Annotated in this window: 13 protein-coding genes; 8 read left to right on the top strand and 5 right to left on the bottom strand. The window is 63.9% G+C overall.

What is annotated here, in order from left to right:
• Positions 1 to 86: 86 nt before the first annotated feature.
• Positions 87 to 818, top strand: a complete 732-nt coding sequence (locus NKI31_RS24570) for an SDR family oxidoreductase (RefSeq protein ID WP_352652774.1) — start codon at positions 87 to 89, stop codon at positions 816 to 818.
• Here the strand turns inward: NKI31_RS24570 and NKI31_RS24575 are convergent.
• Positions 769 to 1,701 carry a LysR family transcriptional regulator gene (locus NKI31_RS24575; RefSeq protein WP_023738385.1) on the bottom strand — a complete coding sequence of 311 codons (933 nt, stop codon included), beginning with the start codon at positions 1,699 to 1,701 and terminating at the stop codon, positions 769 to 771. The two genes, NKI31_RS24570 and NKI31_RS24575, sit on opposite strands and share 50 nt — an antisense overlap.
• 264 nt (positions 1,702 to 1,965) lie before the next feature.
• Here NKI31_RS24575 and NKI31_RS24580 point away from each other — a divergent pair, with 264 nt between their 5' ends.
• The 5 genes from NKI31_RS24580 to NKI31_RS24600 all read left to right on the top strand — a co-directional run bounded on the left by NKI31_RS24580 (position 1,966) and on the right by NKI31_RS24600 (position 7,747).
• The gene (locus NKI31_RS24580; RefSeq protein ID WP_023738384.1) at positions 1,966 to 2,880 is read left to right on the top strand and encodes a dihydrodipicolinate synthase family protein; all 915 of its coding nucleotides are present in this window, start codon (positions 1,966 to 1,968) and stop codon (positions 2,878 to 2,880) included.
• Positions 2,881 to 3,148: 268 nt separating this feature from the next.
• A complete protein-coding gene (locus NKI31_RS24585) occupies positions 3,149 to 4,981 on the top strand; it encodes an ABC transporter ATP-binding protein (RefSeq protein ID WP_245260393.1) in 1,833 nt (610 codons plus the stop codon).
• The gene (locus tag NKI31_RS24590; protein ID WP_023726296.1) at positions 4,981 to 6,867 is read left to right on the top strand and encodes an ABC transporter ATP-binding protein; all 1,887 of its coding nucleotides are present in this window, start codon (positions 4,981 to 4,983) and stop codon (positions 6,865 to 6,867) included. Before NKI31_RS24585 ends, NKI31_RS24590 begins: the two co-directional genes overlap by 1 nt.
• 368 nt (positions 6,868 to 7,235) lie before the next feature.
• On the top strand, positions 7,236 to 7,400 hold the full coding sequence (locus NKI31_RS24595) for a DUF3309 family protein (protein ID WP_023667887.1): 165 nt from the start codon (positions 7,236 to 7,238) through the stop codon (positions 7,398 to 7,400).
• 212 nt (positions 7,401 to 7,612) lie between these two features.
• Positions 7,613 to 7,747, top strand: a complete 135-nt coding sequence (locus tag NKI31_RS24600; RefSeq protein WP_023682661.1) for a hypothetical protein — start codon at positions 7,613 to 7,615, stop codon at positions 7,745 to 7,747.
• Here NKI31_RS24600 and NKI31_RS24605 read toward each other — a convergent pair.
• Both NKI31_RS24605 and NKI31_RS24610 read right to left on the bottom strand, forming a co-directional pair.
• Positions 7,738 to 8,919 carry an MFS transporter gene (locus tag NKI31_RS24605; protein WP_023704772.1) on the bottom strand — a complete coding sequence of 394 codons (1,182 nt, stop codon included), beginning with the start codon at positions 8,917 to 8,919 and terminating at the stop codon, positions 7,738 to 7,740. The genes NKI31_RS24600 and NKI31_RS24605 overlap by 10 nt on opposite strands.
• Before the next feature lie 102 nt (positions 8,920 to 9,021).
• Positions 9,022 to 9,249 carry a DUF1127 domain-containing protein gene (locus NKI31_RS24610; protein WP_023735668.1) on the bottom strand — a complete coding sequence of 76 codons (228 nt, stop codon included), beginning with the start codon at positions 9,247 to 9,249 and terminating at the stop codon, positions 9,022 to 9,024.
• Positions 9,250 to 9,504: 255 nt separating this feature from the next.
• Between NKI31_RS24610 and NKI31_RS24615 the strand changes: the two genes are divergently transcribed.
• Both NKI31_RS24615 and NKI31_RS24620 read left to right on the top strand, forming a co-directional pair.
• Positions 9,505 to 11,022, top strand: a complete 1,518-nt coding sequence (locus tag NKI31_RS24615) for a winged helix-turn-helix domain-containing tetratricopeptide repeat protein (protein WP_023704770.1) — start codon at positions 9,505 to 9,507, stop codon at positions 11,020 to 11,022.
• Between the two features lie 532 nt (positions 11,023 to 11,554).
• Complete coding sequence (locus NKI31_RS24620) at positions 11,555 to 13,051, top strand: aldehyde dehydrogenase family protein (RefSeq protein WP_352652775.1); 1,497 nt, start codon at positions 11,555 to 11,557, stop codon at positions 13,049 to 13,051.
• 25 nt (positions 13,052 to 13,076) lie between these two features.
• Here the strand turns inward: NKI31_RS24620 and doeB are convergent, their stop codons facing one another.
• Both doeB and doeA read right to left on the bottom strand, forming a co-directional pair.
• A complete protein-coding gene (gene doeB / locus NKI31_RS24625; RefSeq protein WP_352652776.1) occupies positions 13,077 to 14,081 on the bottom strand; it encodes a N(2)-acetyl-L-2,4-diaminobutanoate deacetylase DoeB in 1,005 nt (334 codons plus the stop codon).
• Between the two features lie 5 nt (positions 14,082 to 14,086).
• Positions 14,087 to 15,265, bottom strand: a complete 1,179-nt coding sequence (gene doeA, locus NKI31_RS24630) for an ectoine hydrolase DoeA (protein WP_352652777.1) — start codon at positions 15,263 to 15,265, stop codon at positions 14,087 to 14,089.
• Between the last annotated feature and the right edge of the window lie 85 nt (positions 15,266 to 15,350).

Raw genomic sequence — 15,350 nt, forward strand, 5'->3', positions numbered from 1 at the left:
GATGGCACTATCGCTTTCTTCCGTTTCCACTCCTGCCGCCGGTCTGCGAACTCTCGCCCGGAGCGGTTCAGGACAGGAACGGAAACATGGCAGACATCGCAAAATCGAAAATCATTATCGTTGGCGGCAGCTCCGGAATGGGGCTGGCGTTGGCAAGGCGGTGCCTGGTCTCAGGCGCCGAAGTCATCATCGTCGGCCGCAGTGAAGCCAGGCTCAAGCGTGCCGGCGAGGCGCTGCAGAACCCTTCCGCTTTGAGCGCCGTCGCGGCCGATATCGCCAGGGAGGAACAGGTCGCTGACCTGTTCAAGCGAATTGGCCGGCTCGACCATATCGTCAGCACCGCCGCCGACATCGAAGGCGCCTATGAGCTATTGCCTTCAGTCGACCTGAAGGCGGCGCAGCGGGTCGTCGAAAGCAAATTCTACGGGCCGCTGCTGCTCGCCAAGCATGGCGCGCCGCAGCTTTCGGCCAACGGCTCCATCACCTTCACCTCAGGCATTGCCGCCTACCGGCCGGCGGCGCGCGGCTCGGTCGTTGCCGCCGTCAACGCTGCGCTGGAAGGGTTGGTGCGGGCGCTGGCGGTCGAGCTGGCGCCGGTCCGTGTCAACGCCGTCTCGCCGGGCTGGGTCGACACGCCGATCTGGAGTTTTGTGGCCGGCGACAAGAAGCACGAGACGCTCGATGCAATGGCCAGGCGCCTGCCGGTCGGCCGCGTCGGACAGCCGGACGACATTGCCGATGCCATCGCCTTTCTGATGGGCAACGGTTTTACGACAGGGACGGTTCTGCATGTCGAGGGCGGTCACCGGCTGATCTGAGCGCAGCGAAATTCCTGGCCGCGGCCGCCAGCAGCAGTTTCAGCGCCGGCGGCTGGACGCGCCGGCGGCGCCAGATCATGACCAGCGACGCCGTGCGGGCCGGACCCGGCCATGGCAATTCGACGATCTCGCCGCGATCGAGCGCGTCGGCAACGGCCAGCCGCGGCACCAGGCTCACGCCGACACCAGTCGCCACCAGGCCCCCAATGGCGCCGATGCTGCCGACTTCGGCGGCAAGTTCTGGCGCTGCAATCTCGGCAAAGGCAGTGTCGAACAGATGCCGGTAGACGCATCCGGTTTCCGTCACCACGAAACTCATCGCGGCGAGCGCGGTTAGGTCGTTCTGTCGCGATGCGGCCGCATGCTCAGCTGATGCGACAAGGACCAGCGGCTCGGCCGATATCGTGCGCCGGGCCAGACGTTCGTCCAGACCGCCCTTGTCGAAACAGAAGGCGACGTCGATCTCGCTCTCTTCGAGCTGCCGCAGCAGGGCATCGCTGCCGGCGATTTTCAGCCGCAGACCGATCTCCGGGTGGTCGCCTCGAAAGGCCGCCAGCCATTGCGGAAGTCTGACGGTCGCAATCGTCTCCAGCGCGCCGACCGTAACCGTTCCGGCGGTCATTCCCGTCGTTGACTCGACGGCAATACGCGCCTCCTCCGCCAGTTGCAGAATCTCTTCCGCATAGGGTTTCAGCGCGTCGCCGGCCGTTGTCAGGTCGAGGCCGTGGCGCGAGCGGATGAAGAGGACGACACCAAGTTCGCTTTCCAGCGACTGGATCTGGTCGCTGACGCTCGACTGCGCCAGATGAACCTCCCGCGCTGCGCGGGTGATGTTGCGGTGCCGCGCCACGGCGAGGAAGGTCTTGAGCAATCGTGGGTGCATGCCGTTTCCGGATCTGTCTCTGTTCGACATTTCGGGCTTGGCTGGTCCATTTGCAACCCCGGTCCATTTGCAACCCCGGTCCATTTGCAACCCATTGACGCCGGCGTCATCTGGTTGCGGCAGACCGAAGGGCCAGAATTTCGCGGCAATGACCCGCAAGTTTTCCCACGGCCGGCGCGGTGGCCCAAGAGATCGCCTCTGGCAGATCGCATCGTACGTATGCTCTATGCCAAGCTGATTTCCAGCACCGATGGAAGGACCGACATGCCCCGCCCGCAAGGAACCATCGCCCCGATCCTGACGCCGTTCGAGAACGATGGCCGCATTGCCCGTGACCTTTGGATCTCACACGCCAAATGGGCGCTGGGCCAGGGCGCGCATTTCCTGTCGCCGTTCGGCACCACGGGCGAGGCGCTGTCGCTCTCGCTCGACGAGCGCATGCAGGCGCTGGAATGGCTGGTTGCATCAGGCATTTCGCCGGGGCGCATGATGCCCGGCACCGGCGTCACCGCACTGCCCGAAACCGTCGAACTGTCGAAGCACGCGGTCGGCCTCGGCTGCGCCGCCGTGATGGTGCTGCCATCGTTCTTCTACACGGCCGCCGGGGACGATGGCCAGGCGCGCTACTACAGCGAGCTGATCGAAAGGGTGGCCAACCCGGCGCTGAAGATGATCCTCTACCACATCCCGCAGAACTCCGGCGTGCCGGTAAGCCCTGCCCTGACCGCCCGGTTGAGCGCGGCGTTTCCAGAGACGGTCGTCGCCTACAAGGATAGCGCCGGCGACTGGAACAACACGGCGGCGGTGATTGCCGCCGCACCCGACGTCGCGGTGTTCCCCAGCTCGGAGGCGCAACTGACCAAGGGGCTCGCCAGTGGTGCTGCGGGCTGTATCTCCGCGACCGTCAATCTCAACGCTGCGGCCATCCGCGCCCTCTACGACGCGACGATCGCTGGCCAAGACGTCACGGAAGCGGACGCCGCGATCAGGGCGTTCCGCAAGGTGATCCAGGATGCAGGCCTGATCCCGGCAATGAAGGCCGTGCTGGCGGTGCGCTCCGGCGACAAACGCTGGCTCAACCTGCGCGCGCCGCATGAGAATGCGACGCTGGAAAGCGGCAAGGCGCTGCTCACTGCGCTCGGTCCCGCAGCCGATCACATTGGCCGAGGTCACGCATGATGGCGGTTGGCGCAACCCACATGCTCGCATCTTTTCAATCGGCCTAAAGTGACGAGCCTGCCGCCTCTAACGCCGACACGGGCTTAAGCGGTCGCGGACGATCAGCCCCTTTCAGGCACAGTGCGATACCGCCATTGGCCCTTGAACGGTCAAAATCGAGGCGTACCATCGCGGTATCTGAAACTGAGTCTGTTTTCATTCGTCTGGGCTAATGTCCGGATCGGATTGGGTATTTTCCTTGGCAATGGATGCAACCCGCGGCGCAGCGATGCGCGGCAAATCGTTTGCCCATGTGGCGGAGGCGTCCTGGGGCAAGGGCCTCAGCACGCTGCTGCGCATCGTGCGCATGACGCTGCGCCATCCTTGGCAAGTTGCGATCACCATCGCCTCGACCTTCATTGCCGCGACGCTGCAGCTGTTCATCCCGCGCCTGCTCGGCCACGCCATCGACCAGGCGCAAGGCGTGATGGCTGGAGGCGGCGGCGCGGCGGCTGAGCAGGCGCTGTGGACGACGGCGATCACCTTGCTCGTCGTCAGCATTCTGCGCGGCCTCTTCACCATGGCGCAGAATTATTATGGCGAGGCCGTTGGCCACCGCACCGGCTATGAGCTGCGCCTGGCCTTCTACGAGAAGATCCAGCGGCTGAGCTTCTCCTTCCATGACCGGGTGCATACCGGCGACCTGATTACGCTTGGCCTGCTCGACCTCGACGGCGTGCGCATGTTCTTTTCCACCGGCATATTGCGCGTGGTGCTGCTCGGCGTGCTGATCGGCGTCGGCTCCTATCTCCTGATCAGCACCGATCTCGAGCTCGGGCTGCTCAGTCTGAGTTTCGTGCCGTTCGTCGCCTGGCGCTCCTCGGTCACACAGCTCAGGCTGCGCAGCACCTGGCTGACGCTGCAGGAGCGGCTGTCAGTGCTGAGCCGGGTGATGGACGAGAACCTCGGCGGAATCCGCGTCGTGCGCGCCTTTGCGGCGCAGCGGCATGAGCTGGAAAAATTCGACCGCGCCAAGAAGTCGGCGCTGGAGCTTGCCGACCAGCGCGTCGACATCCGCGTCTCTAACACCAGCGCCATGAATTTTTCCTTCCTGGCGGCCATGGGCCTGGTGCTGTGGTTCGGTGGCCAGAAGGTGATCGCGGGCCAGATCAGCGTAGGCACGCTGGCGCAGTTCCTCACCTTCATGACCATCCTGCAGATGCCGGTGCGCCAGCTCGGGCTGATGGTCAACTCGTTCGCCCGCGCCTCGACCTGCGGCACAAGGCTGTTCGAACTGCTTGACGCCGAACTTGACATCGAGGATGCGCCTGATGCCAAGGATCTCGTGGTCACCGAAGGCTTGCTGCGCTTCGACAATGTCGGCTTCCGCTACGCGGGCGCCGGCGGCCGGCCGGCGCTGTCGGGCATTTCCTTCGAGGCCAGGTCCGGCGAGACCGTCGGCATTGTCGGCCCGCCTGGCAGCGGCAAGTCGACCATCGCGCATCTGATCCCGCGCTTCTACGATGTGACGTCAGGCGCGATCACCATCGACGGGCAGGATATACGCGAGGTCACGCTGCAATCGTTGCGCAAGGCGGTCGGCGTCGTGCAGCAGGACGCCTTCCTGTTCACCACCTCGATCGAAAACAACATCGCCTATGGAAATCCCTGGGCGCGCGAGACCCGCATCGGGCAGGCGGCTGAATACGCCCAGTTGCACAATTACATCATCGGGCTTCCGGCCGGCTACACCACGGTCGTGGGCGAGCGCGGCTCATCGCTTTCCGGCGGCCAGCGGCAGCGCCTGACCATCGCCCGCACCCTGATGCTGCGGCCTTCGGTGCTGGTCTTCGACGATTCCACCGCGGCTGTCGACGCCGGCACCGAGCAGCGAATCCGCACCGCGATGAAGCGCTTCGCCAAGGACCGCGTGACGCTGATCATCTCGCACCGGCTGAGCTCGCTGATGCATGCCGACCAGATCCTGTTCGTCGAGAATGGCCGCATCTCCGAGCGCGGCACGCACCAGGAATTGTTGGCGCTGGGTGGACGCTACCGCGCGCTTTACGACCTGCAGCTGCGGCCGGACGACGATTTGCCGGTGGCGGTGGGAGCCGCATGATGTCGACACAGAACGACGACCAGAAGGAAGACACCAGCCGGCGGCCCACAAGGGCCGTCGTCGGTTCGCACCGCGACGAGGAAGAGGTCTTCGGCAAGGTCTACGATCCGCGCATCGTGCGCCGCATCTGGAGCTTCGTGAGACCGTATCAGGGCCGGATCTTCATCTCGGTCGCCGCCGTTTTGGTGTTCACTCTGACGCAATTGGCGATCCCGCTGGTCATCCGTTACGCCATCGACCACGGCATGGCGGCGGGCAAGGCCGACAGCTCCGTCATGAACTGGGCGATCGGTGCCTTCGCCCTGATCATCCTGATCAACTATGCCGCCAGCTATATCCAGGAAAGCGTCGTCGGCAAGGTGGCCGAGAATGTGCTGTCGGATTTGCGCCGCGCCATGTTCAGCCATCTGCAGCGCGTCTCGCTGAGCTTCATGGACAAGACCGAGGTGGGCCGGCTGATGTCGCGCCTGCAGGGCGACGTCAATTCGATGCAGGAATTCCTCGAGACATCGGTCATGTCGGTGGGCGACATCGTGCTTCTTTTCGGCATTGTCAGCGTGCTTTTGTGGCTCGATTTTCGTCTCGGCCTGTTGACGCTGTCGACCATGCCGGCGCTGTTCATCGTGCGCCTGTTCTGGCTGCCGCGCGCCAAGGTCGCCTTCATGGCCGCGCACGAAACCAATTCGATTGCCAATGGGGCGCTGGCGGAAGGCATCCATGGCGTGCGCACTGTGCAGAGTCTCGAACGCCAGCACGTCAATTTCGACCTCTATGACGAGAAGGTGCTGGCCAATCTCAGGGCTCACCTGACCTCGGCCAAATATGCGCAGGTGATGGTGCCGATCGTCGACACGCTGACCGGCATTGCGATGGCGACGGTCATCGTCGTCGGCGGTTCGATGGTGCTGTCGCACAGCCTCGACATCGGCGTCATGGTGGCGTTCCTGTTCTACATCCAGCGCTTCTTCGACCCGATCCGCTCGCTCACCATGCAGTACAGTGTCATGCAGCGCGCCATGGCGTCGGGCCAACGCATCTCCGAAGTGCTGGACGTGCCGGTCGACGTTAGCGACAAACAAGGCGCGGTGGCGCTGACGCGCGACATGGACGGTTCGGTCGAGTTCAGGAACGTCACCTTCGGCTACCGGCAGAACCAGCCGGTGCTGAAAAACATCTCCTTCCGCGTCAATCCGGGCGAGACGGTTGCGCTTGTCGGCCCGACCGGTTCGGGCAAGTCGAGCTGCATGGCGCTGGTGCACCGCTTCTATGATGTCTGGTCGGGCGAGGTGCGGGTCGGCGGCCACGACGTGCGCGACGTGACGCAGGATTCGCTCGGCGACCAGGTGGCGATGGTGTTGCAGGAGCCATTCCTGTTTTCCGGCACGGTGCTGGAGAACATCCGCTACCACAAGACATCGGCTACCCGCGAGGAGGTGGTGCGCGCGGCGCAGGCCGTCGGCGCGCACGACTTCATCGAGCATCTGCCCGATGGCTACGACACCGAGCTCGAACAGCGCGGCGGCAATCTCTCGCTCGGCCAGCGTCAGCTGATCAGTTTTGCACGCGCACTGGTCGCCGATGCGAAAATCCTGGTGCTCGACGAGGCCACGGCGAGCATCGATTCCTACACCGAGATGCTGATCCAGAAAGCGCTGGTCACGCTGCTGGAAGGCCGCACCGGGCTGGTCATCGCGCACCGGCTGGCGACCATACGCGGCGCCGATCGCATCATCGTTCTACAGAACGGCGAGATCGTCGAAAGCGGCAACCACGAGCAGCTGATGGCGGCCAAGGGCCTCTATGCCAGGCTCTACAACATGAACTACGCATCGTTCGACGATATTGCCGAGGAAGACATAGGCGCGCCGGCCGGCAAGGCGACGTGAGCTGCTGCCGGTTCGGCTCGACTGGAAATGGTGCGGGGCCAAAACTCGTCGTCGACCAATTCGGCTTTCAGATGCCGACACGTTTCATCTCGCCTTCCAGCGTAAGCCCGGCGTCACGCCTGCCGGCGCGTTCGGGTGGACGAGCCGCCGGTCGCCTTGAGGGCGATCCCGCCTAAATTCTGAATTCTACGCGCCGCCCAGCGCGCGCGATGGCACGCGCAGCTTGCGCCTGAACCTCAGCAAACGCCGTCATGATGGCTTTCGTTCCTTAGCCGTCGGATGAAAATCGCCGGGGAACAGGAAGGCTTGCTGGGAGTTTAGTTCTTCGAGCCGCGCCGTGAACGGCGCGGCAGCGAAGGAGACGGCATATGGGCCTGGGTACCATTCTTATTATCATCCTGATCATCGCGTTGCTCGGCGGCTTCAGCGGCCTCGGCGGCGGCCCGTTCTACGGCACTGGTTACTATGGCGGCGGTGGCCTCGGGCTGGTGCTGATCATCGTGATCATTCTGGTTGTTCTCGGGCGAATATAGCGTCGCCATTGGCGGCCGCCGAGTTTCTACGGCGGCCGCGTTTTCGCCTGACATCGAGGTTTGAAGACATGGCAGCTGAAGACATTGCTGGTCCGGACTGGGCCGGCGTCGGCGCGAGCGAGAGCGAACGCGACGAGCTGGGATATCCTAATGGTGGCACTATCCGAAGGCGGCGGGCGTAAGCTGCAGACCCCGACACCCGCCTGGCGGCCGTGGCGTTCATCGAGGCGGATCGGACGCTTCGAGAAACCCAGGACGGCGACGAGGCGGGTCCGGCCTTTCTCGCTATTGTCGACAAGGGCAGCATCGGCCTGAAGGCCGCAATGGCAGGCACGCCTTACGCCTGAACGCGGTCAACCCGCCGTAACTCCGCCAGCAGAAACACCACCAGCACGCAGCACAGCAGGCCAAGCGACAATGGCAGTCCCTGATGTCCGGTCAGTTGCATCGCCAGCCCGGCCACGGGTGAGCCGACGATGCCGCCTACCCCCCATACGAACGCGAAGGCGGCATTGCCGGCGATCAAGGCTTGACCGGTGAAACGCTCGCCGAGCTGGATCAGCGACAGCGTGTAGATCCCGAACGAGACCCCGCCCCAGACGAAGAAGAGCGGCCAGACAAGCCATGTAGCGAAGAGCAACGGCAACAGCAAACAACCGGCCAGGCAAGCCAGGACACAGAACAGCATCATCGGCTTCGAGCCAAACCGTTCGGCGGCGCGCCCAAGCACGACCTGCAGCACGGCATTGCCGGCGATGAAACAGGTGATGAGCGAAGCGATGCGCTGCTCAGTGCTGCCGAGCGCGGCACCATAGACCGCGAACAGCGAAAGCAGGACTTGCTCGAAGGCGGCAGCCGTGAAGACTGCGAACAAGAGCAGCGGCGCCAGCGCGAAGAAGCCGCCGACCGACACCGCTTCGCCCTCACGCGGCATGTCGGGCAGGCGTGGCGCGACGGCAAGCACGATCAGGCCGCAGACAAGGAAGGCCGCGCTGCCGATGATGAAGGGTGGCCATCCTTGCGTGCCGACCAAGCCTAGCGACAGCGGGCCGAGGCCAAAGCCGGCGGAAACGATGGAGGAGTATAGGCCCATGATGCGGCCTCGGCGTGCGGCGGGTGTGATCGAGACCAGCCAGGTTTCACTGATCACGTAAAGCGGATTGGCAAAGAAGCCGAGCAGGAAGCGCAACGGCATCCAGGCCCATACATCCTGCGTCCAGGCAATCGCGATCAGGACGGTTGCTGCCAGGATCGAACACACAACCGCAAAGCGCGCCGCGCCCACCCGCCGGACCAGCGCCGGCGTGAAGAGCGACGATATAATGAAACCCAGAGGCGTCATCGCGGCCGAGAGGCCGATGAGGCCCGGTGTCGTCCCTTGCCGTTCCAGGATGAAGCTGAGCAGCGGATACGTCAGCCCCTGTGCTATGGCGAACACCGTAACTGTCGCGATGATGCCGGCCATCGCGGCCCATGCGATGTGGTTCTCCGGCGGTGACGTCGCGTCTTCGGCGCTCATGCCGACTTCGAAGCAGGATCGGCACGTTCCGGCAAGTGCAAATGCCGGCAAAACGCCGCGGTACGCCCAAACAGGCGGGCGGGTCTTATCCGCGACATCAGCTCACACTTGCCAGAAGCGTTTGACGATTTCGGCCTCGAGCTGGCGTCTGGTCAGACCGATATCGTCGATCAGGTGCGGATTGGCCTCCGCCATCTGCTTGAGGTCCCAGCGAAAGCGTATCCGCTCGCGCCAGGCCGCGATCATGCCCCGCGGGCCCGTCGGACGCCGGCCCGATGACACCGCCTTTTCCGGCAAGGCTGCACGAGCAGAAGCAAGGGTATCGTTCATGGCAACCTCCATTCGGTTTGAGGAGCGACAGCCCTCGGCTTGCAAGAGGTTGAACTCTGCCGCATGCGGACGGCGCCGTAATTAAGCCCGGCCAAATAGTTCTCAAAAGTTCCAAACCGGCTAGAGCACCTCGCCGTTTCATGGAAACGGCGAGGTGCTCAACTCTTTGTTTTGACGCCATACGTCCGTGAAGCGCTCCGCCGCGCTTTCCCGTGGGAAAACCGCCTTCACACCTTTCCTGGAATTGCTCTATAGATGCGCGTTATGCAGGGATCGCGCTTTGCCTTTGGTCCGTTCGTGCTTGATCCGGGTGCGGGAACGCTCCTTCGGGACCAAGTTCCCGTAGCCGCCGGCCACCGCGGACTGCAGCTGCTGGCGGCGCTCGTCGCCCGGCCCGGCGAGATCGTGGCCAAGGCCGAGTTGATGGATGCGGCATGGCCAGGCACCGCCGTTGAGGAAGGCAACCTCACCGTCCAGATTGCGCAATTGCGCAAGCTGCTGGGTCCGGCCACGAACGGCGGAGAATGGATATCGACCGTTCCGCGCGTCGGCTATCGCTTCACCGGCGCCATCGAACAGCTCGGCGACGAGAAGCGACAGGCTTTGCCGCTGCCTGCCAAACCGTCGATAGCCGTGCTGCCCTTTGCCAATTTCAGCAACGACCCCGAGCAGGAAGCCTTCGCCGACGGGTTGACCGAAGACCTGATCACCGACCTGTCGAGGATCGGCGGCCTGTTCGTCATCGCGCGCAACTCGACCTTTGCCTACAAGGGCAAGGCGGTGGATGTGCGCGAGGTCGCCAGGGAACTTGGCGTGCGCTATCTCTTGGAGGGCAGCGCCAGACGCGCCGCCGGGCGCGTGCGCATCAACGCCCAGCTGGTCGACGCGCTGAGCGGCGAGCATTTATGGGCAGACCGCTTCGATCGCGGCCTGGAAGATATCTTTGCCGTTCAGGACGAGGTGACGGCCAAGATCGTCGAGGCGCTGCTTGGCCGGCTGCGCGCGCCGCTGCCGCGCAATCGGCCCCGAAATCTCGAGGCCTACGATCTGTGCGTGCGGGCCCGCAACCTGATCGACGTCTCGCCGGAGACGGCGCGCGAAGCGCATCTGTTGCTGACGCGCGCGCTTGCGCTCGATCCGGACTATGCCGAAGCCTATCGCTGGCTTGCCATGAACCACTGGATGGGATGGGTGCATTGGGGAGAGCCCATTGAGCCTGCCCGCGGCCTTGCCCTGGAACTGGCGCGCAAGGCTGTGGCGATCGATCCCAACGATGCCGGCTGCCACTGGGTGCTTGCCAACCTGCTTGCCTATGAGCGCAGATTCGACGAAGCGGATGTGGGATTTGCCAAGGCGTTCGAGCTCGACCCGAACGAGGCCGATGCCTGGGCGACATTGTCCGACATCGCGGTCCTGGCCGGGCGCGTCGAGGAGGGCCTCGACTATATCAGCAAGGCGTTCCGGCTGAACCCGTTTCCGGCAAGCTGGTACTATCTGACGCTCGGCCAGGCGCAATATGCGGCGCGCGACTATGAAGCCGCCGTCGAGACGACGCGCCGGGACGAGACGTATCGGACAAGCTCGCGCCGTTTCCTTGCGGCAAGCCTTGCGCAACTCGGCCGGATCGACGAGGCGCGCGCCGAGGTCGACCTGTTCCTCGTCGCGAACCCACATTTCACCACCCGTCACTGGGTCGAGACGGAGCCGTTCCGCGACACTGCCACGCTCGACCATTTCGTCGATGGCTTCCGAAAGGCCGGCCTTCCGGAGTGACGGACCGGCGTGCTCGATCGATGCCAGGCACCGTCGGTTGCGGATCAATCCTGCCAATGTTTGCACGTCGCGAGGCCGCTCGACCGATCTTGCTTCCGCGAGCAGTCATCCAACAGCGATTGCAGCGAAGCGGCGCGCGAAACCTCTGTCACGGTGAAGCCGGCTGGAACGGCCACGATCGATCCGGCCACGGGTGAGCGCTGGGTGGCGGCTGGCGACTGCCTGTTGCGCTCTCGTCTGCAATGCCGGCATCACGGTCGCCGTGGGCAATGATCGGCTTGCCTCATTGAGCTTTTAGCGACGCGCTCCGACAACTCGCGATGATTTTTCTAGATGCCATTTGTCGAAGCACAATCTTTTCCGAAAGCCGGTTTCCACTTTTCGGGACCATGCTCTAGCGGCTGTCTGTTTCTTGTTGCTGGCGCGATCGGAAGTCACCCGCACAACCTGGTTATCTGAGCGCCCTTTAGCTTTCCTTGTTTGAGGTCGGCGGCGGGAGTAATAGTCGCCAAGGAATTGCGAGGAGGAAGAGATGACGCTGAACTTCGACCCGAAGGCGAAGGCCACGGCGTTGTACCATGGCGAATTCCGACCGATGTTCATTGGCGGCAAGTGGGTCGCCGCGCAGTCCGGCCAGGGCATGCAGGCACTCAATCCGGCAACAGGCGAGGTGCTGGCGACAGTGCCGCGCGGCGGGGCTGCCGATATCGACTCGGCGGTGGCCGCCGCGCGCGCGGCCTTCGAAGGCCCATGGTCCAAATTCTCGCCCTACGAGCGGCAGTGCGTGCTGCTCAGGATCGCCGATCTGTTCGAGACGCATTGGGAAGAGCTCAGCGTTTCCGACACGCTCGATATGGGACTGCCGATCACGCGCACGCTCTCCAACCGGCGCCGCGTCATCGGCATGCTGCGCTTCTATGCCGGCATGGCGACGGCGCTGCATGGCGAGGCGATCGACAATTCGATTCCCGGCGAGATCGTCACCTTCACCCGGCGCGAGCCGGTGGGCGTCGTTGGTGCGATCATTCCCTGGAACGCGCCGACCGCCGCCTCGATCTGGAAGATCGCGCCGGCGCTGGCGACAGGCTGCACCATCGTGCTGAAACCGTCCGAGGATGCGTCGCTGACGCCGCTGCTGATCGCGCAACTGATGCAGGAAGCCGGCGTGCCCGACGGCGTCGTCAACGTCGTCACCGGCACCGGGGCCGAAGCCGGTGCGCGGCTCGCCGAACATCCAGACGTCAACAAGATCGTTTTCACCGGATCGACGCTGACCGGCCAGGCCATCGCGCGGGCAGCCGTGGCCAACCTCAAACGCGTTTCACTGGAGCTCGGCGGCAAGTCGCCGATCATCGTCTGCCGCGACGCCGACATCGACAAGGCTGTTCCGATCGCGGCGATGGCGGTGTTCGTGCATTCGGGCCAGATCTGCATTGCCGGCTCGCGGCTGTTCGTGGCGCGCGAAATCCATGACGAGTTCGTCCGCCGGCTCGCCGATTTCGCCGGCAGACTGCGGATCGGCCATGGCATCGAGGCAGAGACGGAAATCGGACCGCTCATCAATGCCAGGCAGGCAGCCAAGGTGGAGGGCTATATCAGGGCCGGCAGCGACGAAGGCGCCGAACTGGTCGCCGGTGGCTCGCGGCTGACCGGCGAGCTCTACGATGGCGGCAACTTCATTGCGCCGACGGTCTTCGGCGCCGTGTCGGACCAGATGACCATCGCGCGCGAGGAGATTTTCGGCCCGGTCATTTCGGCGATGCCCTTCGACACGCTCGACGAAGCGGTGGCGCGTGCCAATGCGACGCCCTATGGCCTGGCCGCCGGCATCTTCACCACGCATCTGGGCACCGCCCACAAGCTTGCGCGCCGCGTCAAGGCCGGCTCTGTCTGGGTCAACATGTACCATGCCATCGACCCGGCGGTGCCGTTCGGCGGCATGAAGATGTCCGGCTATGGCCGCGAGGGCGGCATCGAGCATCTGCACGAGTATCTGGAGACCAAGTCGGTCTGGATCCAGACCGACTGATATTCGCGCGGCGTTCTATGCGAAATCACGATGAAACCAAAACGGCCAGGACGGCCGCGCAGTCACCGGCTTTGACCAGGCCGGGGAAATGCCGCGCAGCCAGCATGCCGGACATTTTTGCCTTGATCTCCTGCGGGGCGATGCCAGTGCGGCCGGTGGAATGGATGCGCGCCAGCACCGCGCCTTCTTTCACAGGCTCGCCGAGATCGACCATGGTCTCGATCATGCCGTCGTCCTCGGCGAAGGAGAAACAATCGCCTGACGGCATGTCGAGCCACTGAGTTCTGCCCTTCTCGACCGCACCATCAAGGATACCGGCATGGCGCAGCACATTGTTGATGCCGCGCCGCGCGATCCGCACGGTCTGGGCACGCGAGGTGCCGCCGCCGCCAAGCTCGGTGCTGACGAAGACCTTGCCCAATTCCTCGGCCGCCGTGTCATACATGCCGACGGAGTCAATCTCGATCATGCGCATCGAGAACGGGGCCGAGAACGCGGCGACCGCGTCGAAGGCTTTCTGCTCCAGCGCCTTGTCGGGCACCGTGTGGGCGGCACAGAAGGGCACGAAATCCAGCGTCATGCCGCCGGAGTGGAAATCGAAGACGAGGTCGGCGCGCGGCAGCAGTTCGCGTTGAAAGTAGTCGGCGATCTTCTCGGTCACCGTGCCGTCGGGACGGCCGGGAAAGCTGCGGTTCATGTTGCCCTTGTCGATCGGCGACGTCCGGGTGCCGGCGCGAAAGGCCGGATAGTTCATCGCCGGCACGATGATCACCGTGCCGCTGACCTGTTTGGGATCGAGCGTGCGGGCGAGATCGTAGAGCGCCAGCGGCCCCTCATACTCGTCGCCATGGTTGCCGCCGGTGAGCAGCGCGGCCGGCCCCTTGCCGTTGCGGATGACGCAGATCGGGATCATCACCGAACCCCAGGCCGAGTCGTCGCGGCTGTAGGGCAGGCGCAGGAAACCATGTTGCACGCCGTCCTTGTCGAAATCGACGGTCGGGGCGATCGGGGAAGGGCGGAGGCTAGGCATCGGGCTCAATTCTTCACCACCAGTTTGCGCGGTACATTGGCGAGGCACTCTACACCGGTTTCGGTGATCAGGATGGATTCGGTGATTTCCAGTCCCATGGTCTCCAGCCAGAGACCGGTCATGAAATGGAAGGTCATGCCAGGCTTGAGTTCGGTGCGGTCGCCGGGGCGCAGGCTCATGGTGCGTTCGCCCCAATCCGGCGGATAGGAGAGACCGATAGAATAGCCGGTGCGGTTGTCCTTGACGATGCCATATTTCTTCAACACGGCGAAAAAGGCGTTGGCGATGTCCTCACAGGCATTGCCGGGCTTTGCCGCCGCCAGCCCCGCCTCCATGCCTTCCAGTGTCGCCTTCTCGGCATCGAGGAATTCCTGTGTCGGCTTGCCGAGAAAGACGGTGCGCGACAGCGGGCAATGGTAGCGGTTGTAGCAGCCGGCGATCTCGAAGAAGGTGCCCTCGCCCGACTTCATCGGCTGGTCGTCCCAGGTGAGATGCGGCGCCGAGGCGTCGGCGCCCGACGGCAGCAGCGGCACGATCGCCGGATAGTCGCCGCCGATGCCGTCGACGCCGCGCGTGCCGGCATCGTAGATCTCGGCGACCAGATCGCATTTGCGCATGCCGACCTGGATCTTGTCGACGATGCGCTGGTGCATGGCTTCGACGATGCGGGCCGCCTTGCGCATATAGTCGATCTCGGTTGAACTCTTCACGGCGCGCTGCCAGTTGACCAGCGCTGTCGCGTCGACGAAGCGAGCGTTGGGCAAATGCTTCTGCAACGCGGCGAAGGCGGCAGCCGAGAACCAGTAATTGTCCATCTCGACGCCGATGGTCAGCTTGCCCCAGCCGCGATCACTGAGCACTCTGGCCAAAAAATCCATCGGGTGGCGCTCGGTCGACTGCACGTAGTGGTCGGCATAGCCGACGATGTTGTCATGCGCGAGATAGGCGGTGCGCTTGGCGCCATTGGCATCCTGGCCGCGACCGTACCAGACCGGCTCGCCCGATGGTGGCACGATCACCGCCTGATGCACATAGAACGACCAGCCATCATAGCCGGTCAGCCAGGCCATGTTGGATGGGTCGCTGACAACAAGCAGATCGACGCCTTTCCCCTCCATGGCTTTTCGCGTCTTGGCGAGGCGATCCGCAAATTCGCCACGCGAGAATTTTAGGTTCGGCTGCATTGTTCTGTGTCCTCGTTTGTTGGGCCTGGAGCCTGTTTCAACTTTGTTGGAAACAGGCTCGTCGTTCTTGTTTGAACGTGATCTC

Source organism: Mesorhizobium sp. M0659, assembly GCF_040320605.1.
Lineage (GTDB): Bacteria > Pseudomonadota > Alphaproteobacteria > Rhizobiales > Rhizobiaceae > Mesorhizobium.